The organism is Bradyrhizobium sp. BR 1432, from assembly GCF_051547705.1.
Classification (GTDB): domain Bacteria; phylum Pseudomonadota; class Alphaproteobacteria; order Rhizobiales; family Xanthobacteraceae; genus Bradyrhizobium; species Bradyrhizobium zhanjiangense.
In genome coordinates this window covers 7,194,263-7,221,223 of record NZ_JBPUGF010000003.1, presented here as the reverse complement: position 1 = coordinate 7,221,223, position 26,961 = coordinate 7,194,263, and the positions used below count along the sequence as shown (strand labels likewise).

Below are 26,961 nucleotides of genomic sequence, written 5' to 3'. Positions count from 1 at the left end.
CAGCAAGGCGTGATGCGCCGGCGCGAGAAAGTTGTTGCCATCGGGAACTGACGGCACGACGTTTGCTTTGATCAGGTTCAGGGGTGGGCATGAGGAGACTCAACATGGCAACCCAGATTGTGATGGACCAGACCGGCGATACACGCCACGAGTTTGATCCTGGCAATGCCGAAGCGCTGGCGCGAGCCGAACGGCGCTTTCGGGAGCTGACCGGAGCCGGCTTCACCGCCGCGCTTCGAACCGGACCCGGCGAGGTCACTCGTATCAGATCGTTCGATCCGACCGCGGAGGAAACGCTGTTCTATCCGCGCCTGGTCGGCGGTTGATCTGAGCTGATCATGATCGCGGCAGTTTGGCTCCGCGGCCCGGCGCGTGCGCGCCTGCATGCGCTGCGCGAACTCTATCGGCGCTTCTTCGGCGAGAACACGCCGGATGCCCGGGGCCGCCGGCTGCTCGCCGAATGGCTCTCGTCCGCTCAACGCGCGCAATTCGAACAGCACCGGTATTTCGACGTCGTCGGCTGCGACACCGGCAAGACCTATCGCATTCACTACGGCACCGCAGCCAACGTCCACGAAGTCGACGATGAAGGCCGAGCGACGATGGGATGGTGCTTCGTCCCGTCAGGCTTCCTCGTGCCCGGCGACGTGATGCTGGCGCAGAAGATTGCGCTCGAGACCGACGAAAGGGGCGCGCTTGCGCTCGCCAATCGGTTTCCTGCTGCAACGCATTCCGAGCACTTTTACCGGCGCCCATTCTAGCGCCGGGAGGATGGATTCGAGCCGGCTACGAGGCTCCACCTCTCCCTCGGGAGAGGTGGAGCGAACTCGGCAACGATGTCTGTCAGAAGTGTGTGGTGCGGTAGGCGTCCAGCGCATGCGCCGCGAAGACGCCGATGCTGCAAAGGGCGAGCAGGGCAGAGATCAGTTCGATCATAGCACGTCCTCCCGCAGCGGGTGGGCGACGAGATTCTGGCAGCATGAATATTCGTAGATCAGGTCGAGGAAGAATTGCATGGTGGCCGTCCCTGTATTTATTTTGACAACCACTTAACCGGCCATCTGTTTCAGGCGTGTTTCGTCCCATCGGGAAAGGGGTTTCGCCGGGAACCCCCGGGCCTGTTTTGTGCTCCGCGGACCCGCTACATCTGGTCCTTCTCCATCCTCTTTCGCCATGCGCCTCCGGCGGACGTCGCATCATGTTGCGAAGCAAAATCATGGCGCCGGTCGCCGGCTCCGCGGCCGGCGTGATCGCCTTTCATCACGTCAACGAGACGGTCTTTCGCAAGACCGTGCTCGTGTGTTGCTGCTCTTGAGGATTTCCCTGATCTAGTGACCCACAGTCTGGACCGGCGCCGCGCTGGTGTCGCTGCCGTGATGCGTCAGCGGCTTCATGCCGGTGACGGTCCGCAGCAGCACGTAGAACACCGGCGTCAGGAACAGGCCGAACACGGTGACGCCGATCATGCCGGAGAACACGGCAACACCCATGGCGCGCCGCATCTCCGAGCCCGCGCCGGTCGAGAGCACCAGCGGCAGCACGCCCATGATGAACGCCATCGACGTCATCAGGATCGGGCGCAGCCGCAGCCGGCTCGCCTCGATCGCGGCGCGGATCGGCGTGCGGCCTGCGAATTCGAGCTCGCGCGCGAATTCGACGATCAGGATCGCGTTCTTGGCCGACAGGCCGACGAGCACGATCAAGCCGATCTGGGTGAAGACGTTGTTGTCGCCCTTGGAGATCCAGACGCCGAACATCGCTGCCAAGAGGCCCATCGGCACGATCATGATGATCGAGAGCGGCAAGGTCAGGCTCTCATAGAGCGCGGCCAGCACCAGGAACACCAGCAGGATGGCCAGCGGGAACACCCAGATGCCGGAATTGCCGGCGATGAACTCCTGATAGGTCAGGTCGGTCCATTCGAAGGCAAAGCCCGGCGGCAGCACTTCCGCCGCGATCCGCGTTGCCGCCTCCTGCGCCTGGCCCGACGAAAAACCGGGCGCAGCCGCCGCGTTGATGTCGGAGGACAGGAAGCCGTTGTAGCGGATCGCGCGCTCCGGCCCCGCGCTCTGGCGAATCTTGAGCAGCGCCGACAATGGCACCATGTCGCCCGAGGACGAGCGCACCTTGAGCTGCCTGATGTCGTCGGCGCGAGCGCGGAACGGCGCATCAGCCTGCACACGGACGGAATAGGTGCGGCCGAACTTGTTGAAGTCGTTGACGTAGTAGGAGCCGAGGTAAATCTGGAGCGTGTTGAACACCTCCGTCACGGGCACGCCGAGCTGGAGCGCCTTGGTGCGGTCGATGTCGGCGAACAGCTGGGGCACGTTGACCTGGAAGCTCGAGAACACGCCGGCGATCTCCGGTGCCTTCTGCATCGCCGCCATGAACGCCTTGGTCGCCTCGTTCAGCGCCTCATAGCCGAGACCGGCACGATCCTCGATCTGGAGCTTGAAGCCGCCGATGGTGCCGAGACCGTTGACCGGCGGCGGCGGGAACATGGCTATGAAGGCTTCCTGGATCCCGGCATATTTCTTGTTCAGTTCGGCCGCGATCGCGGGCCCGCTGAGCGAGGGATCCTTGCGCTCGTCGAACGGTTTGAGCGTCGAGAACACGATGCCGGCGTTGGACGAGTTGGTGAAGCCGGAAATCGACAGGCCCGGGAAGGCGACCGAGCTCTCGACACCAGGCTGGGTCAGCGCGATGTCGCTCATCTTGCGGATCACCTCTTCGGTGCGATCGAGCGTCGCGCCATCGGGCAGGCGGGCGAAGCCGACCAGATATTGCTTGTCCTGGCCCGGCACGAAGCCGCTCGGCACCTGCTGGAACAAGAGGGCGGTGAGGCCGACCAGCACCGCGTAGAGGCCCATCACCGCGGCCTTGCCCGAGATCACCCTGGTGACGCTGCCGCTGTAGTTCTCCGAGGAGCGTGTGAAGGCCTTGTTGAAGCCACGGAAGAACCAGCCAAGGCTCTTTTCCATGATGAGCGTCAGCCGGTCCTTCGGCTCGTTATGGCCTTTCAGCAGCAGCGCCGACAGCGCCGGGGACAGCGTCAGCGAGTTGACAGCGGAGATCACGGTCGAGATCGCGATCGTCAGCGCGAACTGCTTGTAGAACTGTCCGGTGAGGCCGGAGATGAAGGCGAGCGGCACGAACACCGCGATCAGCACCAGCGCGATCGCGATGATCGGACCGGAAACCTCACGCATCGCCTGATACGTGGCATCGCGCGGCGACAGCCCGGCCTCGATGTTGCGCTCGACGTTCTCGACAACGACGATGGCGTCGTCGACGACGATGCCGATCGCGAGCACGAGACCGAACAGGCTGAGCGCGTTGATGGAGAAGCCGAACACGTGCATCACTGCGAAGGTGCCGACGATCGACACCGGAACGGCCAGCAGCGGAATGATCGAGGCGCGCCAGGTCTGGAGGAACAGGATCACGACCAGCACCACCAGCGCGATCGCTTCCAGCAGCGTGTGGATGACAGCCTCGATCGAGGAGCGCACGAACTGGGTGGGATCGTAGACGATCTGGTAGGACACGCCCTCCGGCATGTTCTTCTTGATCTCGGCCATGGTGGCGCGGACGTTGTCGGAGATCTGCAGCGCGTTGGAGCCCGGCGCCTGGAAGATCGGAATGGCCACCGCCTGCTTGTTGTCGAGCAGCGAGCGCAGGCCGTATTCGGAGGCGCCAAGCTCGATGCGCGCGACGTCGCGCAACCGCACCACTTCACCGCGCGCGCCGGTCTTGACCACGATGTCGCCGAACTGCTCCTCATTCGCGAGCCGCCCTTCGGCATTGACGGACAGTTGCAGGTCGATACCCCTGACGTTCGGGGAGGAGCCGACCACGCCGGCGGCGGCCTCGACGTTCTGCGCCTGGATCGCTTTGACGATGTCGCTCGCGGTCAGGCCGTGCTCGGCGGCCTTCTGCGGATCGACCCAGACCCGCATCGAATAGTCGCCCGCACCATAAAGCTGCACGTCGCCGACGCCGTCGATCCGCGCCAGCCGGTCCTTGACGTTGAGCACGGCGTAGTTGCGCGAATACGTCATGTCGTAGCGGCCGTTCGGCGACAAGAGGTGCACGACCATGGTGAGGTCGGGCGATGATTTCTTGGTGATGATGCCGAGCTGCCGCACCACGGCGGGCAGGCGCGGCTCGGCCTGCTGCACGCGGTTCTGCACCAGCTGCGTCGCCTTGTCGGGGTCGGTGCCGAGGCGGAACGTCACCGTCAGCGTCATCGCGCCGTCGGTGGTCGCCTGGCTCGACATGTAGAGCATGTTCTCGACGCCGTTGATCTGCTCCTCGATCGGCGTCGCCACCGTCTCCGCGATAACCTTGGGATTGGCGCCGGGATAGGTCGCGCGCACCACGACGGACGGCGGCACGACATCGGGATATTCCGAGATCGGCATTGCGAACAGCGAGATCAGGCCGGCGAGGAAGATCAGGACCGACAGCACGCCGGCAAAAATCGGACGATCGATGAAGAATTTTGAGAGATTCATGGCTTTGCCCCTGCGCGAGAGACAACTCTCCCGTTGTCCGGGACGCAGGTGTCGCCCATGAACCCGGAATCGAGATGCGATGTCTTGGTCGTTATGACTTCGTCATTCCGGGCGCGCGGCTCCGTCTTCGCTCTTCGAGCTTCGGCTCGACAAGCCGCGCGAACCGGAACGACGTAACTAGCGTTGCACCACGTCCTGATTGCTGTGGTTGGATGCCTGCTGCGGCCCTCGCGCTCCCATCGCCGCCACCTCCGTCTTGAGGAGGGCGCCGGGACGCACGCGCTGCAAACCATTGACCACGATGCGGTCGCCGGACTTCAGGCCCGCGGTGACGATGCGCAGCCCATCGACGGCACCGCCGAGCGTGACTGGCCGGTAGACGGCGCGGCTGTCGTCACCGACCGCCATCACGAACTTCTTGTCCTGGTCGGTGCCGATCGCGCGTTCGTCGATCATCACCAGCGTCTGCTGCTTCGGTTGCCCCATGCGCACGCGGGCGAACTGGCCGGGGATGAGGCGGCCGTCGTCGTTCTGGAATACCGCGCGGACGCGGATGGTGCCGCTCTGGCCGTTGACCTGATTGTCGATCAGCTGGATGTGGCCCTTGGCCGAGAGGCCGCCGGAGGTCGTCATCTCCACGGGGATCTGGTCGAGCTTGCCGCGCCGGCCGGAGCCATCTGCAATGGAATTCAGCGCGCGCAGCACGACCTCTTCGTCCGCATCGAACGAGGCGTAGATCGGATTGATCGAGACCAGCGAGGTCAGCACCGGGGAGGCGGTGCCGGCGGCGACGAGATTGCCGACGGTGACCTCGATCTTGCCGACGCGACCGTCCACGGGCGCGCGCACCTCGGTGTAGTCGAGATTGAGCTTTGCGGTTTGGAGCGTTGCCTCGGCCGCCTTCACGTTGGCGATCGCTTCACGATTGGCATTCTCGCGCTGGTCGAAATCGCGCCGCGTCACCACGGCGTTGCCGACTAGCTGCGCGCCGCGCTCGAGCTCGCTCTGGGTGAAGACGACGCGCGCTTTGGCGGCCTCGAGCTGGGCGGCGGCCTTGTCGACCTCGGCCGCGTACGGCGCGGGATCAATCTTGAACAGCACGTCGCCGGCCTTCACCAGCGCGCCTTCGGTGAAGTTGGTCGACAGGATCGCACCAGCCACGCGCGGGCGCAGCTCGACACGGTTGATCGCCTCGAGCCGGCCGGAGAAATCGTCCCACAGCACGGTCTGCCGTGGCTCAATCATCGCGACGGTGACGGAAACGGCTTGTTCGGCCGCGGCAGCCGGTGCGGTCGCCTGGGCCGTACGAAAATAGTGACCGGTCGCGATCGAACCGGCCACGGCGAGGGCGCCCACGATGGCGACGCCACCGAGAAGGCGGCGAAAACGGCCGGTGCGGGCGGTATTTTGGGAGGGGGGCATTTGCGCGCTCCAGATATGTAGTGTTCACTACAGATGTGGAGCTGGAAATCGCAGCGCAAGATACTTATGTACCGTTCGCTAAGAAAATTGTAGCTGCATACCGCAAGAATTGGAAGACGGCAGAGAAAATAAAGCTAGAACAAATAGATAGGATTTGGCGTTAAGCTTCCAGCAGAACGCGAATTCGGAGGAGAGAGGCAGATGGGCATGGGACGCCCCCGCGAATTCGACGCCGAGGTGGCGTTGGACCAGGCGATGGAAGTGTTTTGGCGCCACGGCTATGAGGGCGCCACCATTGCCCAGCTCACCGAGGCCATGGGCATCAATCCCCCCAGTCTCTACGCCTGCTTCGGCAACAAGGAAGGCCTGCTGAAGGCTGCGCTCGACCGCTACACCAAGCTGCGGGGCGTCTGGATGGACGAGGTGGTGGCAGCACCGACTGCCCGCGCCGTCGCCGAGCGGATGCTGATGGGTATCGCCGACAAGCAGACCGATCCCGCCAACCCGCCCGGCTGCCTGCTCGTGCAGGGCGGCATCGCCTGCGGCACCGGCTCCGAGAACGTCCCCTTCGAGCTCGCCGCCCGCCGCGCCCAGAACGAGGACCAGCTCCGCGACCGCTTTGTTCGCGCCAAGGCCGAAGGCGATCTCAGGGAAGGCGCCGATCCCGCCGCGCTCGCGCGCTATGTTTCGGCCGTCGCGGTCGGCATGGGCGTGATGGCGTCCTCAGGCGCGGACCGCGAAGCGCTGCGGCAGGTCGCGAGCGTCGCCGTAGAGGCGGTCGAGGCGCAGTCGGCCGACAAAACGTAACGGCCTTTGCTATTTCGCGAATTGCGTTGAGGGCAGTGACGGTGGCGGCACAAAGCCGCCGAACTCGCGCTCGAGCAGGCCAGCCAGCGCAATCGTCGTGCGGTCCTCGAGATAGGGGCCGATGATCTGCACGCCAATCGGCAAGCCCGCAGGTGTGCGCTCGATCGGAACGGCGGTTGCCGGCAGTCCGCAGGTCGAAGCGGGGTCTGCCCAGATGAAGCACGCATCGACGTAAGGATAGAGCTTTCCATCGATGTCGAGTTGCCGCGCATCGAACGGCTCGGACTGGTCGTGTGGAAAGGCCGGCACGGCAGCGGCCGGGTAGATCACCGCGTCGAATTCGCGGAAGAGCTCATGCCACCGTTGTTGCAGCTGCAGACGGGCCGCGTCGGTCGCCAGCCATTCACGATGGATGATGGCCCAGCCGCGTGCGCGTTCGGCCGCCAGGCTGCGGTCGTCGGGCGTCAACGCGGCGGCAAGGCCTTGCGCCTCTGCGAGGGCGGCCGGTGTCAGGCGTGGACTTCGCGCTGCGTTCAGCAGCTTCATGTAGAGCCGCGCGGACTCGGCGAGATCGGGTAGCGACGCACTTGAACGCGCGACTCGTGCGCCCGACCGTTCGATCCGCTCGGTCAAACGTCCAATGGCTGAACGCACGGCCTCGCCCGTCGGCATCAGCGGATGGGTATCGATCACGAGGATTCTGAAATCCCTGAGCTGGTCATGTCGCGGAGCAGGAAGCGTCAGGCGATAGCCGATCCCGTCGCGCGTCTCGTCGGGGCCGGCAATCACGTCGAGCGCCAGCGCCAGGTCCGCGGCAGTCCGCGTCATCGGCCCAATGACAGCCAGGTCCCCCTGGCTAGGGACGGGCGGTGCCGGCGGCAGGCTGTATCCGCGCAGCGGGACCAGGCCGAGACTCGGCTTATGTCCGAATACACCACAGAAATGCGCAGGCACCCGGATCGAGCCGCCGATATCCGAGCCGATCGAGAGCGGACCGAACCCTGCGGCCAGTGCCGCGCCCGATCCGCCTGAGGAGCCGCCGGGCGACCGGCCGAGGTCCCGACGGATTGTTCGTCGTCCCATGGATATCGTTGTAGCTCTGAAAATCCCGTAAGCCGATCGGGATGTTGGTCTTGCCGATGATGACGGCGCCCGCCGCCTTCAATCGCGAGACGACCAGGGCGTCCTCCGCTGGCTGGAAATCCCTGAAATGCGGAAAGCCCCATGTCGTCCGCAGGCCGGCGACGTTGAACGGCTCTTTCATGGTCACGGGAATGCCGAGGAGCGGCCGCCGCTCGCCGCGGCCAAGCGTGGCATCGGCGGCGCGTGCGGCGTCTCGCGCGCGATCGAAATCGCGGACGATGATGGCATTGATCTGCCCGTCCAGCGCCTCGATGCGCGCAATCGTATGCGCGAGCAGCTCTGACGCGGAGATCTTGCGCGCGTGCAGGGCGCTCAGCAGTGCGCTGATCGAGCCGTAGTCCAAGTCAGCGGCATCTGCAGCCGGCGCTCGTTGCATCACGGTCTCCATGGTCTCTCATCGTCGTGTCGAGGCTCTTCCGGCCGCGAACTGGTCCGGGGGATCGAACATGCAATCTCGGGAATGGGATGAGAAGGCGGCCGTTGTGGGAACCAGATCTGCCCGCCGGTCGGGGCGGAGGCGGTCGCGATCCGCGATGCCTTCTGAGCGGTTAACGGCGCCGGCTCGACTTGCGAATTCACAATCGGCGATCATGTAATTCTGCGCCTGCTTTGCCCGACGTGTCAAACGTTCCCCGCGCAGGGCTCGCGCGGCGTGGTGCGAAATTCTTCAATGATTTGTACTGTGCATGGGGTTGTTTTCGCGTTTTTTGTTTAAGCGCCCGGCTGGCAGCAAAGATCGCAACGTCGGCCAGTCAAAATCGGTACCGATACGGGAACGCCTAAGAGTTTTTATACACAGTTCTGGCACGCTCCACGCGTCAAGACCGCAGCCTGCATCGTCGCATCTCATTGCGCGCACGAAAAGACAGGCCCGCGGCCATCGAGGGGGCGTAAGCCATGACTGCAGTTGCGTCGGACGCCGGTCGCGCGAAGGGGATCGTGCCGATCCTGCTGTGCGTCGTGCCGTTCAGCCAGATTCCGCTCGATGCCTATACGCCGGGCCTGCCGCAGATGGTCGTGGACCTCGCCACTGACGCGGCTTCGATGCAGAACACCGTCACCGCCTACATGCTCGGCATGTCTCTCGCACTGGTGCCGGTGGGCATCGCTTCCGATACGCTTGGCCGTCGCAACGTCCTGCTCGCAGGGCTGTCGGTGCTCATCGCGATGAGCGTTGCCTGCGCGCTGGCCACCAGCGCATCGCTGCTGCTTGCGCTGCGTTTCCTGCAAGGCATCGGCGGCTGCACCTGTCTCGTCGTTGCCTATGCGGTCGGAGCCGACTGTTTTCGTGGCCGCGAGCTCACGGCGATCTCCGGTCTGCTTGGCGCTGCCTGGGGTCTCGCGCCCGTGCTGGCGCCTGCAGCCGGCGGCTTCATCGTCGAGCTGACGTCGTGGCGCGGAGTTTTCGTCGTCATTGCCATCGCCGCGGCAATCGTCGCCGCGATCGTCATGCTACTGCTGCCGGAAACATTGCCGGCGGAGCGGCGAGCGCCGTTCGATCCGCGCCGCACCGCCGGCATTCTGCGCGAGGCTCTCGTTCGCCCGGGCTTCCTCGCCTTCGTGCTGGTGTTTGCTGCCACAGCCAGCGCGCAGTTGGCGTTCGGCGTCGTCGCGCCGTTCTTCTACCAGACCGGCCTTGGTTATTCGGCGGCCATCTATGGCCTCGTCGCACTGGGACTTGGCGGGGTTAATCTCGCCGGCGAGCTCGGCTGCGCGCATTTCGTGCGCTTCATGCCGGCCCGCGTGCTGGGCTTCGGCGCCTTCGCGCTGTTTCTCGCCGGCGCCGCGCTCCTGACCGCAACCGGCATGGTCCTTGGTCTCGATCTTGCGTCGATCACGATCGGCGGCGCGCTGGTGCTCGGCGGCTGCGGCGTGCTGTGCCCGATGATGTACGGCATGGCGCTCGGCCTGTTCGAGCGCGACCACGGCCTGATCGGCGGCCTCATCAGCTCGCTCTGCTACCTCGCCGTGAGTGGTGCCATGGCAATCGCGGCGGTGTTGCCCGAGGCGACCCAGGCACCGATCGGAGGGCTCTACCTTGGCCTCTGCGCCATCGCGGGCACGCTGCTTGCGATCTCGCTGCCCTCGGCGCGCCACGCCACACAGAATTGAGGAAGGAACCAAATCATGACCACCATCGGTATTCGCGGCACGTTCTTCGACTTCGTCGACGATCCCTGGAAGCACATCGGCAACGAGCAGGCCGCCGCGCGCTTTCACCAGGACGGCCTCATGGTTGTCACCGACGGCATCATCAAGGCGTTCGGCCCTTATGACAAGGTCGCCGCCGCGCATCCGGGCGTTGAGATCACCCATATCAAGGACCGCATCATCGTCCCGGGCTTCATCGACGGCCACATCCATCTGCCGCAGACCCGCGTGCTCGGGGCCTATGGCGAGCAACTGCTGCCGTGGCTCCAGAAGTGGGTCTATCCGGAAGAGCTTAAATACCGGGATCGCAACTATGCACGCGAGGGCGTGAAGCGTTTCCTCGACGCGCTGCTGGCGTCCGGCACCACCACCTGCCAGGCCTTCACAAGCTCGTCGCCTGTTTCAACCGAGGAACTGTTCGAGGAAGCGGCCCGCCGCAACATGCGCGTCATCGCGGGCCTCACCGGCATCGATCGCAACGCGCCGGCCGATTTCATCGATACCCCGGAGAATTTCTATCGCGATAGCAAGCGGCTGATCGCGCAGTACCACAACAAGGGCCGCAACCTCTACGCCATCACGCCGCGCTTCGCCTTCGGCGCCTCGCCGGACCTGCTGAGGGCGTGTCAGCGCCTCAAGCACGAGCATCCGGATTGCTGGGTCAACACCCACATCTCCGAGAACCCGGCCGAATGCAGTGGCGTGCTCGTCGAGCACCCGGATTGCCAGGACTATCTCGGCGTCTACGAGAAGTTCGACCTCGTCGGCCCGAAATTCTCCGGCGGCCACGGCGTCTATCTCTCCAACAACGAGTTCGGCCGCATGTCGAAGAAGGGCGCGGCGGTAGTGTTCTGCCCGTGCTCGAACCTGTTCCTCGGCAGCGGCCTGTTCCGCCTCGGCCGCGCCACCGATCCGGAGCATCGCGTGAAGATGTCGTTCGGCACCGACGTCGGCGGCGGCAACCGCTTCTCGATGATCTCCGTGCTCGACGACGCCTACAAGGTCGGCATGTGCAACAACACGCTGCTCGACGGCAGCATCGATCCGACGCGCAAGGATCTCGCCGAGGCCGAGCGTAACAAGCTCTCGCCGTATCGCGGCTTCTGGTCGATCACCCTCGGCGGTGCCGAGGGTCTCTACATCGACGACAAGCTCGGCAATTTCGAGCCCGGCAAGGAGGCCGATTTCGTCGCGCTCGATCCGAACGGCGGGCAAGTCGCGCAAGCGTGGCACCAGTCGCTGATCGCCGACGGTGCCGGGCCGCGTACGATCGACGAGGCCGCGAGCATGCTGTTCGCCGTCATGATGGTCGGCGATGATCGCTGCGTCGACGAGACCTGGGTGATGGGCAAGCGTCTCTACAAGAAGGACTGAGGCGGACCGCTGCCAATGAGCGCATCTTCTGACACGGCCGGCCAGCCGGTCGCCCTCGTGATCCAGCGCCGCATCGCCGACGATGGCTTTGCCGCGTTCGCGCGGTGGAACGGCGAGGTCGGCGAGGCGCTCAAGGCCTGGCCCGGCTTCCTCAGCCAGGAGGTGGTGCCGCCCCAGCCGCCGGCCCATGTCGACTGGGTGACGATCCTGCGCTTTGCGAGCCCGGCCGCGGCCCGCGCCTGGCTTCAGAGCGATGTGCGGGCGCGGCTCATCGCAGAGGTGCAGCGCTTCTTCGTCGGTTCGGAGGACGTCCACATCCTGCCCGACACCGGCGTGCAGCGCGACAGCGCAGTCTCCGCCGTGATCTCCTTCAAGGTCCCGGACGAACTCGAAGACGCTTTCCTCAAATGGCAGCAGCGCATCCAGGCCGCAGAAGCCGAGTTCAAGGGATTTTTGCGCCACAAGATCGAGCGGCCGATTCCAGGCCTGCACGACGAATGGATCATCATCCTGTCGTTCGACAGTGATGCCAACCTCAATGCATGGCTGGACTCGCCGTTGCGGCAGTCGCTGCTGCGGGAAGGCGAGCGCTTCAACGCCGGCATGAATGTGAAGCGGGCGAGCTACGGCTTCAATTTCTGGTTCCCGGCCGGAAAGGCGCAGGCTCCGGAGCAAGGGCCTGGCCTGATCTGGAAGAGCAACCTCATCGTCCTTCTGGTGCTCTATCCCGTGGTCTACCTCTGGGGCTACTTCATCAGCGCGCCCTTGATCGACAGTCACGGCGTGCCGGTCTGGCTGTCGCTCTTCGTCGGCAATCTCGTCAGCACCCAGCTGCTCGGCTGGTGGCTAGTGCCTGCCGCTTTTAGGGCGCTCGTTTGGTGGATCTCGCCGAAGGCGAAGATCGGACGCCAGATCGCAGGATATGCACTCCTTGCCGCGCTCTATGCCGCGTCGATGGGCCTGTACGCGCTACTGATCGCGTGGCATTGGGGACGGTGAGACCGTCCACAACTGGACACGTGACGACCATGTTCGCCCTGACGTTTCTCGGAACCTCGGCCAGCGTTCCGTCGGTGGAGCGCAACCATCCGGCGCTCCTGGTGGAGGCGGCGGGTAAGCGCATTCTGGTCGATTGCGGCGAGGGCACGCAGCGCCAGTTGCTGCGCAGTGGTGCCGGCTTTCGGCGGCTCGACCGCATCCTGCTGACGCATGCCCATCTCGATCACGTGCTCGGCATCCCCGGTCTCTTTTCGACGCTGGGCTTACGGCAGAGCGCCGACGTGATGACCATTCATGGCGGGCAGGGCACGCTCGATCTCGTGATCCGGATGCTTGCGGGCCTGTGGGGTGCTGGCAGGGCGCCGATCGCGGTGGAGTTCTCAGCCCTGACCGAAGGGCAGGTCATGGTCGCCGGCGACTTCACCATCGACTGCTTTCCGGTTCGCCATCGCGACACCGACAGTTTTGGTTTTTCCTTCAAGAGCCCCGCACGCCGCCATCTTCGGCCGGAGCGCCTTGCCGAGCTTGGTGTTCCAGACGGGCCGATGCGCGGAGAGTTGGCCGCGGGACGACCAGTCGTGATCGCCGATCGAACGATCGATCCGGAAGACGTCCTGGGACCGCCGAGCGGCGGCAGGAAGCTCGTCGTGATCGGCGACACCGAGACCACCGAAGACCTCTCCAAATACGTTTCTGGTGCCGATCTGCTGGTGATCGAGGCAACGTTCCTCGATCGCGACGCATCGACCGCGCGGGACTATGGGCACCTCACTGCGCGCGATGCGGCTGCGTTTGCGGCCGCGACCAACGTCGGCCAGCTCGTGCTCACGCATCAGTCGGGCCGCTATGAGGACGATGAGGTCCTTGCAGAGGCAGCCAGGATTTTTCCGAACACCCGGATCGCTGCCGACTTCGATCGCATTGCCATCTAGCCTCGAGAAGCCGTTCAGCTCGTCAATCCGGACTTGATGGCGAGGTCCTGCACCTGGCGCGTCACCTGCATCAGGCGCGGCAGCGCCTGGTCGCGAAAGGCCGGCATGTCCATGCGCACCGCATCGATGGTGACGCTCAATCCGGCGATCACGAGACCCTGGGCGTCGAAGATCGGCGCTGCCAGCGTGCGCAGGCCATAGGCGTTCTCGCCGTCGGAGACAGCGTGCCCTTTCTTCTTCACCTGATCGAGCCGGGCGAGCAGGGCGTCGAGATCGGTGAGCGTTCGCTCCGACAGTTTGACGCGCGGTCGCGACTCCAGCCGTGCGATCTGCTCGTCCCGCGCCAGATGCGCCAGCATGACGTGGCCGAGCGCCGCGCTATAGGCGGGAATCCGCGTGCCCGGCCGACGATCCATCTTGTGGCGGTCGAGGCCCGCACCGACCCGTGCGAGATAAACCACGTCGCCGCCGTCGAGGATGCCGAGCGAAGCCGCATCGCCGACGTCAGGCACGAGGTCGCGCAGCAGCGGCTCGACGATCGGCCTCAGCGATCCGTGCGACAGCACGGTGTAGCCGAGATCGAGACAGGCAACGCCGAGGCGGAACCGGCGGCTCTGCGGAACGGCCTGGAGGTAGCCGAGTTCGATCAAGGTCTGGATCAGGCGGAACGCCGTCCCGCGATCGAGGTCGGCCCGTGCGGCAATCTCACTCAGGGTCAGCTCGAAGGCCTCGCTGGTGAAGCTCTTGAGCACGGCAAAGGCCTTGCCGACGGAAGCGACGTAATTCTTTGGATTTTTCGCGTCAGTGTCCGATACGCGTTTCGTGGCCTTCTTTTCGACCTTGGCCATGCTCGAATGTCTCGCCATGACATGTCCCCTTGACGTGGCGGCAAGCTGATTTTACGACGGGACAATCCAATAACAAATGTTCGCATTCCGAACAACATCGATTTGACGATCGGAGGAAGTTTGTCGACATCATCGCTGCACCCTCATGGTGTGTTCTCCGCCGCGCTGACACCGCTCGATGCCGAGCTCGCCCCCGATCATGCGCGCTTCGTCGCGCATTGCCGCTATCTGCTCGACGAAGGCTGCGACGGCATCGCGCTGCTCGGCACGACCGGCGAGGCGAACTCGTTCTCGGCCACTGAGCGCACCGCGCTGCTCGAAGCGGTGGTCGCCGCCGGCATCGCGCCGCAGCGGCTTCTGCCGGGCACTGGTGTCACCGCGCTCAGCGAGACCATCGCCCTGACGCGTCATGCGCTCTCGGTCGGCGTCGACACCGTGGTGATGCTGCCGCCGTTCTACTACAAGGGCGTTAGCGACGACGGCATTTTCGCGTCCTACAGCGAGGTCGTGCAGCGCATCGGCGATGCCAAGCTCAAGGTCGTGCTCTATCACATCCCGCAGATGTCGGCGCAGCCAATCTCGCATGCGCTGATCGAGCGGCTGCGCGCGGCTTATCCAGCGACGTTCACCGGCATCAAGGATTCCTCCGGTGATTTCGCCAACATGACCGCGATGGTCGAACGCTTTCCCGGCTTTTCGGTCCTGGTCGGCGCCGATCCTTTGCTGCTGCCGCTGCTCCGCAAGGGCGGCGCCGGCTGCATCACTGCAACGTCCAATCTCGTGGCGCGTGACCTTGCCTATGTCTACAAGCATTTTCGCGACAGCGACGACGACGCAGCGCTCAAGGCGGCGCAGGCGCGCATCGTCAGGGCACGCGAATTGGTCTCGCGCTTCCCGCAGATGGCCTCGCTCAAAGCGCTGGTGGCCGAGCGCACCGGCCATGCCGGCTGGCAGCGGCTGCGTCCGCCGCTGGAATCCTTGCCATCGGCTCACGTGAAAGAGCTGCTTGCGGATGCCACTGCATTCGCAGCCGCCATTTAGCCGCGAGGCCGGCGACGAGGCGATCCGATGTCCGACTCTTTCCAGGATGCGCTGTCGGGGCTCGCCGCCATCGTCGGCGACAAGCACGTCATCGCCTCCAGAGCCGACCAGGAGGCCTATGTGGTGGACTGGCGAGGCCGCTATCACGGTCGCGCGGTCGCGGTGGTGAAACCTGGCTCGACCGCTGAGGTCGCCGCCGTCGTCAAATACTGCGCGGAAAGGCAGCTTGCGATCGTGCCGCAGGGCGGCAACACCGGCATGTGCGGGGCCGCGACGCCGGACGATCGTGCGGGCAATGTCGTGATCCGGCTCGACCGCATGCGGGCCGTGCGCGACGTCAGCCCGCTCGCTAATACGATCACGGTGGAAGGCGGCTGCATCCTCGCCGAGGTGCAGAACGCAGCTCGGAGCGTCGATCGCTATTTTCCCTTGAGCCTGGGTGCCGAGGGTTCTTGCCAGATCGGCGGCAACATTTCCACCAATGCCGGCGGCACGGCAGTGCTTCGCTACGGACCGACACGCGACCTCGTGCTCGGGTTGGAGGTCGTGCTGCCCGACGGGCGTGTCTTCAACGGCCTGCGCGCGCTGCGCAAGGACAACACCGGTTACGCGCTCAAGCAGCTCTTCATCGGCGCAGAGGGCACGCTCGGCATCGTCACGGCGGCGGTCCTGAAACTGTTTGCACCGCCGCGCAGCTCCGCGCTGGCGCTGCTGAAATTGCAGGGCGTCGAGCAGGCGCTCGAGATCATGCAGCGTCTGCGCGGCGCGGTCGGCGACCGGCTCGGCAGCCTTGAGATCATGTCGCGCTCGCAAATCGAGGCGATTGCGGAGACCGTGCCGCATGTCACGATCCCATTCGAGTTGACGACGCCGTGGTATCTGATCGTCGAGCTGACCGACACGCTCGCAGGCGTTGACCTCAACGAGCCGCTCGCCACGGTGCTCGCGGAGGCGATGGAGGCCGGGCTCACTGACGACGTCATCCTGGCGTCGAACCTGGCGCAGGCCAAGGCGATCTGGGCGGTCAGGCACAGCGTGTCCGAAGGCAACAAGCGCAGCGGCTATGTCGTGTCGCATGACAGCGTGGTGCCGTTGGAGCGTCAGGCGGCCTTCGTCGCCAATGTCGAGGCCCGGATCAAGGCTGCCGTGCCGCATGCGCGCGTCGTGATGCATGGCCATATCGGCGACGGCAATATCCACGTGATCGCGCTGATCGACCGCGCGCTTTGTCAGGACCCCGCTGCAACGGCCGCGCTGGTGGCCGAGATCAACGAGATCGTCGATGACGAGACCGCAGCGCAAGGCGGAGCCATCAGTGCCGAGCACGGCATTGGCATTACGAATCGCGGCCGGCTTGCGCGCGTCACCGATCCTCTCGACATCGAGCTGATGCGTGACATCAAGCAACTGCTCGATCCGAATGGCCTGATGAACCCGGGCAAGATCTTTAATGCCGGAGGCGCGCGACGATGACGAGCGTCCGTCTTCTTGCCGACGACCTTACCGGTGCGCTCGACACCGCGGCGGAGTTCGTCGGTCTGTGCGGGCCGTTCGACGTCACGTGGCCAGAGGCGTTTGCGGGGCAGGACTCTGAAAGCCTGGCGATCGACAGCGGCACACGCGAACGCTCCAAAGCCGAGAGCATCGAGATCGTCGGACGACTGGCAGCGCAGCTCCGCGGGGCGACGATCGCCTACAAGAAGGTCGATAGCCTCCTTCGCGGCGCGTGGGCGGCCGAGCTTGACGCCTGCCTGCGCAGCGGCGATTGGGCGTCCTGCGTGGTCGCGCCCGCCTTCGACTATCAGGGGCGCCGCACCGCGGGTGGCCAGCAATTTGCGCGCACGGTGCAAGGCGAGTGGCTCCGCGTCGGCGACAATCTCCTGGCCCAGCTGCAGCAGGACGGCATCGAGGCGCGGCAGGGCGGGGCCGACACGCTGTCGCAGGGCGGCGTTCAGGTCTTCGACGCCGAAAGCGACATCGACCTCGATCGTATCGTCGAGATGGGGCAGCGCATGCCGGGACCCGTGCTATGGTGCGGCAGCGGTGGGCTCGCCGGCGCGCTCGCCCGCAGCCATGACGCCGCTGCGCCGACCCAATTGAAGCTGCCGGTGCTGGGGCTGTTCGGCTCGGATCAGCCCGCGACTGCGTCTCAGCTGGCTGCGTGCGGCGAGGCAACCATCGCGCTTGCGGAAGGCGAGGGCGCGGCGCCTGTGCGGCGCAAGCTGGCCGATGACGCCGTGGCACTGGTTAAATTCTCGCTCGCCGACGGCCTGACGCGCGCCGAGGCGGCGCAGCGGATCGCGCGCGAAATGACGGCACTGATCGCGGCGCTCGAACCACCGGGCACGCTGATTGTTGCTGGCGGCGAGACCCTGAAGGCCGCGTGCGTTGCCCTTGGCGCGCATGCGCTCCAGGTGACGGGACGTATCGTGCCGGGGTTGCCGCGCTCGATCTTGCAGGGCGGCCAGTGGGCCGGCGTCGATGTCATCTCGAAGTCCGGTGCATTCGGACCCAGCGAACTCTGGCGCGATCTGCTTCGGGACAATCATTTGCTCAACATGAGGAGTCCGACATGACCTCTCGTCATCTTGCCATCACCATGGGTGATCCCGCCGGGATCGGACCGGAGATCATCGTCAAGGCTTGCGTCGGATTGAAGGACCGAATCACGAAGGGCGATCTGCGCCTGCTGATCATCGGCAGCGGCGCGGCGCTTGATGGCGCAAAGGCCGCGCTCGGCGCTGACATTGCCATCCCCGAGGTGAGCGACGAGGATCGCGATTGGCCTAATCTGTGCTTCCTCCAGGCCGACGCCGAGGGCGATCCCATCAGGCCCGGCGTGCTCAGCGCTGATGGCGGCCGTTTTGCCTACAAGGCGATCGAGCAGGGCGTGCGCCTGACGCAGGCGGGCCGCACCGCGGCCATCGTCACGGCACCGCTCAACAAGGAAGCCCTCAACAAGGCCGGCTATCATTTCCCCGGACATACCGAGATGCTCGCGCATCTCACCGGCGTGCGCGGCTCGGTGATGCTGCTTGCCCATGGCAACATGCGCGTTAGCCACGTCTCGACGCATGTGGCGCTGGAGGACGTGCCGAAGCGTCTGACGCCGGAGCGCCTGCGCATGGTGATCGACCTCACCAACGACGCGCTGCGTCGGCTCGGCATCGAAAAGCCGAAGATCGCGATCGCCGCGCTCAATCCGCATGCCGGCGAGGGCGGCCTGTTCGGCCGGCAGGACATCGATGTCTCGGCGCCGACGATCGCCAAGGCAGTCGCTGACGGTCTCGACATTGTCGGCCCCGTGCCGGGTGACACCATCTTCGTCAAGCTGCGCGCCGGACAGTACGATGCTGCGGTCGCGATGTATCACGACCAGGGCCACATCCCTGTCAAGCTGCTCGGCTTCCAGGTCGATCCCGCGACCGGCCGCTGGCAGGAGCTCTCGGGCGTCAACATCACGCTGGGCCTGCCGATCATCCGCACGTCCGTCGATCACGGCACCGCCTTCGACATCGCCGGCAAGGGCATTGCCAACGAGCACAGCCTGATCGAGGCCATCGACTATGCCGAGCGGCTGGCCGCCGGCGCCTCCGCATCCAAGTCATGAGATCGAACGCACGATGACCAACGCCTTCACGCCCATCGAAATTCTTCGCCCCACTATCCTGGAGTTCGGTTGCGGCACGATCGCCGCTGCGGCGCGTTTCGCCGAACGGATTGGCGCCAAACGGCCGCTGGTGATCTCGGATCCATTCAACGCGCGCCGCGTCGACACGCTGGGGCTGCCGGGTGCAGTCAAGCTGTTCGGCGATGTGAAGCCCGAGCCGGACCTGCCCAATCTCGAGAAGGCGGTCGCGATGGCGCGCGACGCCAAGCCCGATCTCGTCGTCGGGTTCGGCGGCGGCAGCGCGATGGATCTGGCCAAGCTGGTGGCGGTGATGTGCACGAACGACGTGGCCTTCGCCGACATCGTTGGGCCGGAGAAAGTGGCCGGCCGCAGCGTGGCGCTGATGCAGATTCCCACCACCTCGGGCACCGGCAGCGAAGCCGGCACCCGCGCGCTCGTCACCGACCCCTTGAGCCAGAACAAGCAGGCGGTGCAGAGCCGCTTCATGCTGGCTGACATCGCCATCGTCGATCCGGATCTGACGATGACGGTGCCGAAAGAGGTCACCGCAGCGACCGGCGTCGACGCGCTGGCACATTGCGTCGAGGCCTATACCAGCCGCAAGGCGCATCCGACGATCGATCTCTATGCGCTCGAAGGCGCGCGGCTGGTCGGGCAGTATCTCAAGCGGGCGGTGGTCGATGGCAGCGATCGCGAGGCGCGTGCGGGCCTGGCGCTGGCCTCGCTCTATGGCGGCTATTGCCTCGGACCGGTGAACACGACCGCCGGTCATGCGGTCGCGTATCCGCTCGGCACGCGTCACCATGTGGCGCATGGGCTCGCCTGCGCGGTGATCTTCCCGCACACGCTGGCCTTCAACATGCCGGCCGTGGAGGCGAAGACCGTCGCGGTGCTCCAGGCGCTTGGATTGCGGGAGCCGGCCGATGCAAAGCTGGCGTTCGACGCAACCTACAAGTTCTGCGCCGATCTCGGTATCGAGATGCGGCTGTCGGCGCTCGGCGTGCCCAAGGACGATCTCGGCGTGATGGCCGACGAGGCGCACGCCATTCGCCGCCTGCTCGACAACAGTCCGCGCGACCTTAGCCGGGATGCGATCCTGAACATGTACGAGGTCGCGTTCTAGAGCATGATCCGGAAAAGTGTGTAGCGGTTTTCCGAAGAGATCATGCTCAAACAATAAGCTAAGGCGCGATGCATCGCGCTTTAGCCATCTCCGCCGCTCGTTCGCGGCAGCCAATCAACAACACTGAAAAGAGGAAACTTCGATGAGATCGACGTGGCTTGTTCTTGCCTCACTCATGCTGCTGGCGGCATCGCCGGCAAAGGCGCAGGACGGTTATCCGTCCAAGCAGGTGACGGTGATCGTTCCCTTCGCCGCCGGCGGTACCGCCGATATCTTCGCCCGCATGGTCTCCAACCATTTGCAAGCGAAGCTCGGCAAGCCGTTCGTGGTCGAGAATGTCGGCGGCGCCGGCTCGATCCTTGGCGTGACGCGGTTGGCGAAGTCGGCGCCTGATGGCATCACGCTCGGGCTTGCGAGCACGTCCGCGCTCGCGATCAACCCCTCGCTCTATGGTCCGAAGCTCAGCTACCAGCCGGACAAGGATCTTGCGCCGGTTGCCCAGATCAGCGTCGTGCCCAACGTGCTTGTCGTGAACCCCAACAAGATCAAGGCGCGCACCGTGCCGGAGCTGATCGCTTATCTGAAGGCGAATCCGGACAAGGTCTCGTTCGGCTCGGCCGGCGTCGGCACCTCGCAGCATCTGGCCGCCGAGCTGTTTCAGCAGATGACCGGCACCAAGATGGTGCACGTACCCTACAAGGGCTCCAGCCAGATGCTGACGGACCTGTTGAGCGGTCAGATCGATCTCGCCTTCGACAACGTGCCGCTGGCTGCTGCCGCAGGTGAAGACCGGCCAGCTCGCGCTGCTGGCGACAGCGACGCCGAAGCGGGCCGCCTTCGATCCCGAAGCTCCCGCCGTCGCCGAATTCCTGCCGGGCTTCGAGGCCGTAGCCTGGCACGGCTTCTTTGTCCCGGCCGGGACGCCGAAACCGATCGTCGAAAAGCTCTCGGCCGAGATCCGCGCCTTCATGCAGCAGCCGGACACGGTACAGAAATTGGCCGAGCTCGGCGCCACCGCGGTCGCGGTGGATTCCGAGCCGTTTGCGGCCTACATCACCGCTGAGACGGCGCGGTGGAAGAAGGTGATCGAGGCGGCGAACATCAAGCTGGACTAGGCGCCGAAGGCGCTGCTTGGCGATATCGAGACGTCCGCGGGCCGCAGCGTGACCCGACCGCTTCATGCGGTCGGGCGCGGCCCGTGCTTTGTCGCCGCGGACTTCCGACCTCTCGTCCTATCCCCCGTTGAGACACAACCCATCCACCGCAGCGCTTGCCAGCCCAAGTTCGAGCGGGTAGAACGCTGCCACGCCTGAGCCGTGATTTGCGCCAAACGCGCTTCCGGCCACAGTCGAGCAAATCGGCAAGACCTTGAATTTGTTCGACTATTCCGTTGGGGAATGGTGTAACGGTAGCACAACAAACTCTGACTCTGTTTGTCTTGGTTCGAATCCAGGTTCCCCAGCCAGTTCCGGCGCTCTTTCCCAGACCTAAACCTTCGGCATCTGCGCGGCAGCGACGGTTCGTTGGCGGTACCGCCGCTCGCGACCGTTTGCCTCATCTGAAAAATCGCGTTTCCGGGTCGGATCTCCGCGCACTCCATCGTCCTTGAGTTACACAACCCAAGGAGAATCCGTGATGTCCTATGTCGATGGTTTCGCGCTGGCCGTGCCGAAGGAGAAGATCGAGGCCTACAAGACGCTGGCAACGACCGCCTGCGCGCTCTGGCTGGAGCATGGCGCGCTCGACTATGTCGAATGCATCGGTGACGACGTTCCCTATGGCGAGCTCACCTCGTTTCCGCGCGCGGTCATGGCAAAGGAGGACGAGATCGTGGTTTTCTCCTGGATCGTCTACCGCGACCGGGAGACCCGCGATGCCGTCAACAAGAAGGTGATGGCGGACCCGCGGCTGAAAATGGACGGCATGCCGTTCGACGGCAAGCGCATGATCTATGGCGGCTTCACGACGCTGCTTCGGGCAGGCGACATCGCGACCTGACGGCGTCCGTTACTTGATCTTGTCGTAGGCCGCGGCGAAATCGTTGAGCGGCATCGGGATCGCGATCGTCTCCTTGGCCATGTTCTGGAAGGAGACCTTCAACTGCTTGCCCGACCGCAAGGCCGTGAGCAGGTCCGGCGCGACCGGCGTCGAGGCGTAGCAGCCGCGGTTCTCGCAGGTCTGGATCTGGAGATCGAACGCCTTGCCTTCGTCGACCTGGAGCTTGGCGCCGACGGGCAGGTTGAGGCCGAGCGGCAATTGCAGCAGCGCAATCGGTGTGCGGGTGTCGGGCGCGATGCGGATGTTGATCAGGATGACGGTCTGGCCGGTCTTGGTCAGCACCGCGTTCTGCTCCATCGCGCATTCGAGCGGCGCCTCGCGGCTTGCGCTGGTGCAGCGCACGATCCAGCCGGGCTGTCCCGGAGCGCCGTCCGCCTGTGCTTGCGTCGGAGCAGGCGCGGGCTGCGTGGCCGGGGTAGGAGAAACGGCGTTCTTCTTGGCGCCCTGCTGGGCATGTGCGGTGCTGGTCGACAACAGGACAGCGGCGGCGAGGGCGACAAGTCTGGATTGCATGAGCATGACGAAACCGCGTTGGCGTGAACCGAGGTCTCGCTGTAGCGTCGCGGAAGGTGCGGCGCAAGCTTACTCGGCGGCTTGCTTGACGCTGCGGCGCTCGGCCGCCTCGTCGCCTTCGCCGTCACCCGAACGGCCCCAACCCGAGAACCAGTTGTTGAGCTCGTCGAGATAGAGATAAACCACCGGCGTGGTGAACAGCGTCAGCGCCTGGCTGACGATCAGGCCGCCGACCATGGCGTAGCCGAGCGGTTGGCGGATCTCTGCGCCGGTGCCGTGGCCGAGCATCAGCGGCACGCCGCCCAGCAGCGCGGCCATCGTCGTCATCATGATCGGGCGGAAGCGCAGCAGCGCGGCCTGGCGGATCGATTCCGCCGGCGTCTTGTGTTCGTCGCGCTCGGCGGCGATCGCGAAGTCGACCATCATGATGCCGTTCTTCTTCACGATGCCGATCAGGAGGATGATGCCGATCAGCGCGATCAGGCTGAAGTCGAAGCCGGCCGCCATCAGGATCGCGAGCGCGCCGACGCCGGCCGAGGGCAGGGTCGACAGGATCGTGATCGGATGGATGTAGCTCTCGTAGAGGATGCCGAGGATCAGGTAGACCACGACGAGCGCGGCGAGGATCAACAGCGGCACGGTGCCGAGCGATTGCTGGAACGCCTGCGCGGTGCCCTGGAAACTCGAATTCAGCGTCGGCGGCGCGCCGAGCTCGGCCATCGCCCGCTGCACGGCCTCAGTGGCCTGGCCGAGCGCGACGCCTTGCGCGAGGTTGAAGCTGATCGTGATCGCGGGGAACTGACCCTGATGGCTGATCGAGAGCGGGCGGACCGGGTCGGTGGTCCAGGTCGCGAAGGTCGACAGCGGCACCTGTTCGCCGGTCAGCGGCGACTTCAGATAGAGCTTGTTCAGGCTCTCGAGATCGCCCTGCATCTCCGGCAGGATCTCGAGGATCACCTTGTAGGTGTTGAGCTGGGTGAAATACTGCGTGACCTGCCGCTGGCCGAAGGCGTCATACAGCGTATCGTCGATCATCTGCGGCTGGATGCCGTAGCGCGAGGCGGTGTCACGGTTGATCTTGAGCTGCACCGTTGTGCCCTGCGTCTGCTGGTCGGTCGCGACGTCGCGCAGCTCCGGCAGCGTCTGCATTTTGGCGAGGATTTTTGGCGCCCAGTCATTGAGCTCGGCGAGATCGGCGTCCTGCAAGGTGAACTCGAACTGCGTACGGGTCGGCCGGCCGCCGAGCCGGACGTCCTGGGCCGCCTGCATGTAGAGGCGGGCGCCGGACACCTTCTCGAGCTTGGGACGCAGCCGCGCGATGATCTGCTGCGCCGAGGCCTCGCGCTCGTTGCGCGGCTTCAGCGTGATGAACATGTTGCCGTTGTTGCCGGCACGGCCGCTGCCGCCGATGTTCATCGCGATCGTGGCGACGCCGGGATCCTCCATCACGATCTTGCCAAGCTCGACCTGGCGCCGCTGCATTTCGGCGAACGAAATGTCCTGCGAGGCTTCGGACGTGGCCGTGATCAGGCCGACGTCCTGTTGCGGGAAGAAGCCCTTCGGGATCAGGACGAACAGGTAGATCGACAGTCCGAGCGTGGCGAAGAAGATTGCGAGCGTGGTGCGGCGCCACGCCAGGGCGTGGTCGAGCACATATTCGTAGCCGCGCAGCATCCCGTCGAAGGCGCGCTCGCTCCATTGGTAGAACTTGCCGTGGGTCACTTCGCCATGCGCGCGCAGGAAGCGCGAGGCCATCATCGGCGTCAGCGTCAGCGACACGAACATCGAGACGAAGATCGTCATCGCCAGCACCACGGCGAACTCGCGGAACAGGCGTCCGATGATGCCCCCCATCAGCAGCAGGGGGATCAGCACCGCGACCAGCGAGATGCTGATCGAGACGATGGTGAAACCGATTTCCTTGGAGCCCTTGAAGGCGGCCGCGAGCGGGGATTCGCCTTCCTCGATGTAGCGGGTGATGTTCTCGAGCATCACGATGGCGTCATCGACCACGAAGCCGACCGCAATGGTGAGTGCCATCAGCGACAGATTGTCGAGCGAATAGCCAGCCACCCACATCAAGGCGCAAGCGCCCAATAGCGCCAATGGCACCGTGACCGTGGGGATGACCGTCGCCCAGAAGCTGCGCAGGAAGATGAAGATGACCATGACCACGAGCGCGATGGTCAGCAGCAGCGTGAACTGGACGTCCTCGACCGCGGCACGGATTGTCGTGGTGCGGTCACTGATCAGCTCGATCTTGATTGCGGGCGGAATAGCGGCCACCAGCCGGGGCAGGGTGGCCTTGATCCGGTCGACAGTCTCGATGACGTTGGCACCGGGTTGCTTGAAGATCACCAGGAACACGCCGCGCTTGCCGTTGGCCCAGGCCGCCTGCTTGGCGTCTTCAGCGCCGCTGACGGCCTGGCCGATGTCGCGGATTCGCAAGGGGCCGCCATTGCGATAGGCGATGATGACGTCGTTCCAGTCCTTGGCGTGGGTGAGCTGGTCGTTGGCGTAGATCGTGTAGGCGCGCTTGGGCCCGTCGATATTGCCTTTGGGGCTGTCGACCGTGGTGATGGCGATCTGGCTGCGGACGTCCTCCATCGACAGGCCCTTGGCGACGAGTTTCGCCGGGTCGATCTGAACGCGGATGGACGGCTTCTGCTGGCCGCCGATGAAGACCTGCGCGACGCCGGAGAGCTGGCTGATCTGCTGGGCGAGCTGGGCGTCGACGGCGTCGCTAACGCTGGTCAGCGGCAGTGTCTCGGAGGTTGCCGACAGCAGCAGGATCGGGGCGTCCGCCGGGTCGACCTTGCGGTAGGTCGGCGGCGAGGGCAGGTTCTTCGGCAGCTGACCGCTGGCGGCGTTGATGGCACCCTGAACGTCGTTGGCCGCGCCGTCGATGCTGCGATTGAGGTCGAATTGGATGGTGATCGACGCCGTGCCCAGATAGCTCGTCGAGGTCATCTGGGCGATACCGGGGATCTGGGCGAATTGCCGCTCGAGCGGCTGCGCCACCGACGAGGCCATCGTCTCGGGGCTGCCGCCCGGCAGGTTGGCGGTGATCTGGATGGTCGGGAAGTCCACCTGCGGCAGCGGCGCGACCGGCAGCAGGGGGTAGGCGACGAGGCCGACGAAGAGGATGCCGGCCATCAGCAGCGAGGTGCCGATGGGATAACGGATGAAGGGTGCCGAATCCCGCCCGCGATCATTCGTGTCGAACCTTGTTCTGGGCCGGATCCGAGCTCGCCACCGCTGTCGAGACGAGGCTTCCAGGCTGCACCTTGAACTGACCGCCGGTGATGACCTGCTGCCCGGGCGTGAGGCCTTCATCGATGACCGAACGTCCATCGATGCCATAGCTGACCTTGATCTTGTGCACTTCGGCCTTGTTGTCCTGATTGACGGTATAGGCGTACAGGCCGTTGGTCGAATGCTGGACCGCATCATCGGGAACCACGGTCGCATCTTTCAGCGTCCGCACCAGAAGACGCGTCGAAACCGACTGGCCCGGCCACAGTGTGTGGTCTTTGTTGTCGAACACAGCCTTGAGCCGAATAGTCCCGCTGGTCGTGTCGACCTGGTTGTTGATGACCGCGAGCTTGCCTTCGGCCAGCGTCTTCTTGCCGTCGGTGGTGAAGGCGATCACCTTGAGCGCGCCGGCCTGCTGGCCTTCGGTGATGTAGGGGAGCTGGTCTTCCGGTGCCGTGAAGATCACGGCGATCGGTTCGACCTGAGAGATCGTGACGATGCCGGTCTGCGTCGAGGCGTTGACGATGTTGCCGATGTCGACTTGGCGCAGCCCTGCGACGCCCGTGATCGGCGCCTTGATCTGCGTGTAGTCGAGTTGGGTCTGGGCGTTGGCGATCGCCGCTTCGTCGGCCGCGATCTGGGCGGTGAGCTGAGCGACAGTGGAGCGCTGGGTATCGACCCGCTGAGCGGTCGCGAATTCGCCGAGCCTCATGGCGCGCTGCAGTTCGAGATTGGCGTTGGCGAGGTTCGCCTCGTCCTGCGCCTTCTTGGCTTTGGCCTGATCGAGCGCGGCTTGATAGGGGCGGGGATCGATCGAGACCAGAAGGTCGCCCTGCTGGACGATCTGGCCTTCGCGGAAGGCGAGCTTGTCGATCTGACCATCCACTCGGCTGCGGACTTGGACGGTGTTGAAGCCCTGCACCGTGCCGAGACCGGTCAGATACACTGGGAAGTCGGTCTTCTGAACCGGCGCAACGCTGACGGGAACGGCCTGCGGGCGAGGCGCTGCTTTTTGTGTCGTCTGGGTTTTTCCGGCCCCGGGCGAGCCGTATTTTTGCCAGCCATAATAACCCGCGGAGGCCACGGCCGCGATGATCAGAATCCAGAGGATCGGCCGTGTTTTTTTCATATCGGCTCGGCGGCGCTC

The 26,961-nt window shown here is 64.9% G+C and carries 20 protein-coding genes, 1 tRNA gene and 2 pseudogenes; 16 read left to right on the top strand and 7 right to left on the bottom strand.

Annotated features, from left to right (window positions below; all coding sequences use genetic code 11):
• Positions 1-104 precede the first annotated feature (104 nt).
• Positions 105-326, top strand: coding sequence for a hypothetical protein (locus ACSKB8_RS35135; RefSeq protein ID WP_091888574.1), 222 nt, complete (start codon positions 105-107; stop codon positions 324-326).
• Between the two features lie 12 nt (positions 327-338).
• The gene (locus ACSKB8_RS35130; RefSeq protein WP_091888572.1) at positions 339-761 is read left to right on the top strand and encodes a hypothetical protein; all 423 of its coding nucleotides are present in this window, start codon (positions 339-341) and stop codon (positions 759-761) included.
• Between the two features lie 567 nt (positions 762-1,328).
• Here the strand turns inward: ACSKB8_RS35130 and ACSKB8_RS35125 are convergent.
• Both ACSKB8_RS35125 and ACSKB8_RS35120 read right to left on the bottom strand, forming a co-directional pair.
• Positions 1,329-4,517, bottom strand: coding sequence for an efflux RND transporter permease subunit (locus tag ACSKB8_RS35125; protein WP_438109079.1), 3,189 nt, complete (start codon positions 4,515-4,517; stop codon positions 1,329-1,331).
• 177 nt (positions 4,518-4,694) lie between these two features.
• Positions 4,695-5,939, bottom strand: a complete 1,245-nt coding sequence (locus tag ACSKB8_RS35120) for an efflux RND transporter periplasmic adaptor subunit (RefSeq protein WP_438109077.1) — start codon at positions 5,937-5,939, stop codon at positions 4,695-4,697.
• A 201-nt stretch (positions 5,940-6,140) separates the two neighbouring features.
• Here ACSKB8_RS35120 and ACSKB8_RS35115 point away from each other — a divergent pair, with 201 nt between their 5' ends.
• Positions 6,141-6,746: a TetR/AcrR family transcriptional regulator gene (locus ACSKB8_RS35115; RefSeq protein ID WP_091888566.1), complete on the top strand. Its 606-nt coding sequence runs from the start codon at positions 6,141-6,143 to the stop codon at positions 6,744-6,746.
• A 9-nt stretch (positions 6,747-6,755) separates the two neighbouring features.
• On the opposite strand, the pseudogene ACSKB8_RS35110 reads toward ACSKB8_RS35115, so the two are convergent.
• Positions 6,756-8,265, bottom strand: a pseudogene (locus ACSKB8_RS35110) (amidase).
• A gap of 521 nt (positions 8,266-8,786) precedes the next feature.
• Between ACSKB8_RS35110 and ACSKB8_RS35105 the strand changes: the two are divergent.
• From ACSKB8_RS35105 to rnz, 4 genes are read left to right on the top strand one after another with little or no spacing between them, the layout of a single operon-like run.
• Positions 8,787-10,001: a multidrug effflux MFS transporter gene (locus ACSKB8_RS35105; RefSeq protein WP_438109075.1), complete on the top strand. Its 1,215-nt coding sequence runs from the start codon at positions 8,787-8,789 to the stop codon at positions 9,999-10,001.
• Positions 10,002-10,016: 15 nt separating this feature from the next.
• Positions 10,017-11,414, top strand: coding sequence for a guanine deaminase (gene guaD, locus ACSKB8_RS35100; RefSeq protein WP_438109074.1), 1,398 nt, complete (start codon positions 10,017-10,019; stop codon positions 11,412-11,414).
• A gap of 15 nt (positions 11,415-11,429) precedes the next feature.
• Positions 11,430-12,413 carry an antibiotic biosynthesis monooxygenase gene (locus ACSKB8_RS35095; protein WP_438109073.1) on the top strand — a complete coding sequence of 328 codons (984 nt, stop codon included), beginning with the start codon at positions 11,430-11,432 and terminating at the stop codon, positions 12,411-12,413.
• 29 nt (positions 12,414-12,442) lie between these two features.
• Positions 12,443-13,345: a ribonuclease Z gene (gene rnz, locus ACSKB8_RS35090; RefSeq protein WP_438109071.1), complete on the top strand. Its 903-nt coding sequence runs from the start codon at positions 12,443-12,445 to the stop codon at positions 13,343-13,345.
• 14 nt (positions 13,346-13,359) lie between these two features.
• Here the strand turns inward: rnz and ACSKB8_RS35085 are convergent, their stop codons facing one another.
• Positions 13,360-14,211 carry an IclR family transcriptional regulator gene (locus tag ACSKB8_RS35085; protein WP_244551149.1) on the bottom strand — a complete coding sequence of 284 codons (852 nt, stop codon included), beginning with the start codon at positions 14,209-14,211 and terminating at the stop codon, positions 13,360-13,362.
• Between the two features lie 102 nt (positions 14,212-14,313).
• On the opposite strand from ACSKB8_RS35085, the gene ACSKB8_RS35080 reads away from it, so the two are divergent.
• From ACSKB8_RS35080 to ACSKB8_RS35040, 9 genes and pseudogenes are all read left to right on the top strand, one after another.
• Positions 14,314-15,234: a dihydrodipicolinate synthase family protein gene (locus ACSKB8_RS35080; protein ID WP_438109069.1), complete on the top strand. Its 921-nt coding sequence runs from the start codon at positions 14,314-14,316 to the stop codon at positions 15,232-15,234.
• 27 nt (positions 15,235-15,261) lie between these two features.
• Positions 15,262-16,707 carry an FAD-binding oxidoreductase gene (locus ACSKB8_RS35075; protein ID WP_438109068.1) on the top strand — a complete coding sequence of 482 codons (1,446 nt, stop codon included), beginning with the start codon at positions 15,262-15,264 and terminating at the stop codon, positions 16,705-16,707.
• A complete protein-coding gene (locus ACSKB8_RS35070; protein WP_438109067.1) occupies positions 16,704-17,810 on the top strand; it encodes a four-carbon acid sugar kinase family protein in 1,107 nt (368 codons plus the stop codon). The genes ACSKB8_RS35075 and ACSKB8_RS35070 overlap by 4 nt, the downstream gene beginning before the upstream one ends.
• Complete coding sequence (pdxA, locus tag ACSKB8_RS35065) at positions 17,807-18,844, top strand: 4-hydroxythreonine-4-phosphate dehydrogenase PdxA (protein WP_438109065.1); 1,038 nt, start codon at positions 17,807-17,809, stop codon at positions 18,842-18,844. Before ACSKB8_RS35070 ends, pdxA begins: the two co-directional genes overlap by 4 nt.
• 13 nt (positions 18,845-18,857) lie before the next feature.
• Entirely contained in the window at positions 18,858-19,988 is a 1,131-nt protein-coding gene (locus ACSKB8_RS35060; protein ID WP_438109063.1) for an iron-containing alcohol dehydrogenase, read from the top strand.
• 142 nt (positions 19,989-20,130) lie between these two features.
• Positions 20,131-20,706 (top strand): annotated as a pseudogene (locus ACSKB8_RS35055) (Bug family tripartite tricarboxylate transporter substrate binding protein); the annotation flags it as partial.
• 64 nt (positions 20,707-20,770) lie between these two features.
• Positions 20,771-21,103: a tripartite tricarboxylate transporter substrate-binding protein gene (locus tag ACSKB8_RS35050; RefSeq protein ID WP_438109061.1), complete on the top strand. Its 333-nt coding sequence runs from the start codon at positions 20,771-20,773 to the stop codon at positions 21,101-21,103.
• A 276-nt stretch (positions 21,104-21,379) separates the two neighbouring features.
• Positions 21,380-21,453 (top strand) — tRNA-Gln (locus tag ACSKB8_RS35045).
• Positions 21,454-21,623: 170 nt separating this feature from the next.
• Complete coding sequence (locus tag ACSKB8_RS35040; RefSeq protein ID WP_438109060.1) at positions 21,624-21,986, top strand: DUF1428 domain-containing protein; 363 nt, start codon at positions 21,624-21,626, stop codon at positions 21,984-21,986.
• A 9-nt stretch (positions 21,987-21,995) separates the two neighbouring features.
• On the opposite strand, the gene ACSKB8_RS35035 is transcribed toward ACSKB8_RS35040, so the two are convergent.
• The 3 genes from ACSKB8_RS35035 to ACSKB8_RS35025 form a co-directional block, all read right to left on the bottom strand.
• Positions 21,996-22,565 carry an invasion associated locus B family protein gene (locus ACSKB8_RS35035; RefSeq protein ID WP_438109058.1) on the bottom strand — a complete coding sequence of 190 codons (570 nt, stop codon included), beginning with the start codon at positions 22,563-22,565 and terminating at the stop codon, positions 21,996-21,998.
• A gap of 63 nt (positions 22,566-22,628) precedes the next feature.
• Positions 22,629-25,802 (bottom strand): multidrug efflux RND transporter permease subunit, encoded by a 3,174-nt coding sequence (locus ACSKB8_RS35030; protein ID WP_438110797.1) that lies wholly within the window; start codon positions 25,800-25,802, stop codon positions 22,629-22,631.
• Positions 25,771-26,943: an efflux RND transporter periplasmic adaptor subunit gene (locus tag ACSKB8_RS35025; protein WP_438109056.1), complete on the bottom strand. Its 1,173-nt coding sequence runs from the start codon at positions 26,941-26,943 to the stop codon at positions 25,771-25,773. Before ACSKB8_RS35025 ends, ACSKB8_RS35030 begins: the two co-directional genes overlap by 32 nt.
• Positions 26,944-26,961: the final 18 nt, after the last annotated feature.

Coding starts and splice junctions, on each gene's coding strand:
- ACSKB8_RS35135 (WP_091888574.1), top strand. CDS start 105: ATGGCAACCCAGATTGTGATGGACCAGACCGGCGATACACGCCACGAG.
- ACSKB8_RS35130 (WP_091888572.1), top strand. CDS start 339: ATGATCGCGGCAGTTTGGCTCCGCGGCCCGGCGCGTGCGCGCCTGCAT.
- ACSKB8_RS35125 (WP_438109079.1), bottom strand. CDS start 4,517: ATGAATCTCTCAAAATTCTTCATCGATCGTCCGATTTTTGCCGGCGTG.
- ACSKB8_RS35120 (WP_438109077.1), bottom strand. CDS start 5,939: ATGCCCCCCTCCCAAAATACCGCCCGCACCGGCCGTTTTCGCCGCCTT.
- ACSKB8_RS35115 (WP_091888566.1), top strand. CDS start 6,141: ATGGGCATGGGACGCCCCCGCGAATTCGACGCCGAGGTGGCGTTGGAC.
- ACSKB8_RS35105 (WP_438109075.1), top strand. CDS start 8,787: ATGACTGCAGTTGCGTCGGACGCCGGTCGCGCGAAGGGGATCGTGCCG.
- guaD (WP_438109074.1), top strand. CDS start 10,017: ATGACCACCATCGGTATTCGCGGCACGTTCTTCGACTTCGTCGACGAT.
- ACSKB8_RS35095 (WP_438109073.1), top strand. CDS start 11,430: ATGAGCGCATCTTCTGACACGGCCGGCCAGCCGGTCGCCCTCGTGATC.
- rnz (WP_438109071.1), top strand. CDS start 12,443: ATGTTCGCCCTGACGTTTCTCGGAACCTCGGCCAGCGTTCCGTCGGTG.
- ACSKB8_RS35085 (WP_244551149.1), bottom strand. CDS start 14,211: ATGGCGAGACATTCGAGCATGGCCAAGGTCGAAAAGAAGGCCACGAAA.
- ACSKB8_RS35075 (WP_438109068.1), top strand. CDS start 15,262: ATGTCCGACTCTTTCCAGGATGCGCTGTCGGGGCTCGCCGCCATCGTC.
- ACSKB8_RS35070 (WP_438109067.1), top strand. CDS start 16,704: ATGACGAGCGTCCGTCTTCTTGCCGACGACCTTACCGGTGCGCTCGAC.
- pdxA (WP_438109065.1), top strand. CDS start 17,807: ATGACCTCTCGTCATCTTGCCATCACCATGGGTGATCCCGCCGGGATC.
- ACSKB8_RS35060 (WP_438109063.1), top strand. CDS start 18,858: ATGACCAACGCCTTCACGCCCATCGAAATTCTTCGCCCCACTATCCTG.
- ACSKB8_RS35040 (WP_438109060.1), top strand. CDS start 21,624: ATGTCCTATGTCGATGGTTTCGCGCTGGCCGTGCCGAAGGAGAAGATC.
- ACSKB8_RS35035 (WP_438109058.1), bottom strand. CDS start 22,565: ATGCTCATGCAATCCAGACTTGTCGCCCTCGCCGCCGCTGTCCTGTTG.
- ACSKB8_RS35025 (WP_438109056.1), bottom strand. CDS start 26,943: ATGAAAAAAACACGGCCGATCCTCTGGATTCTGATCATCGCGGCCGTG.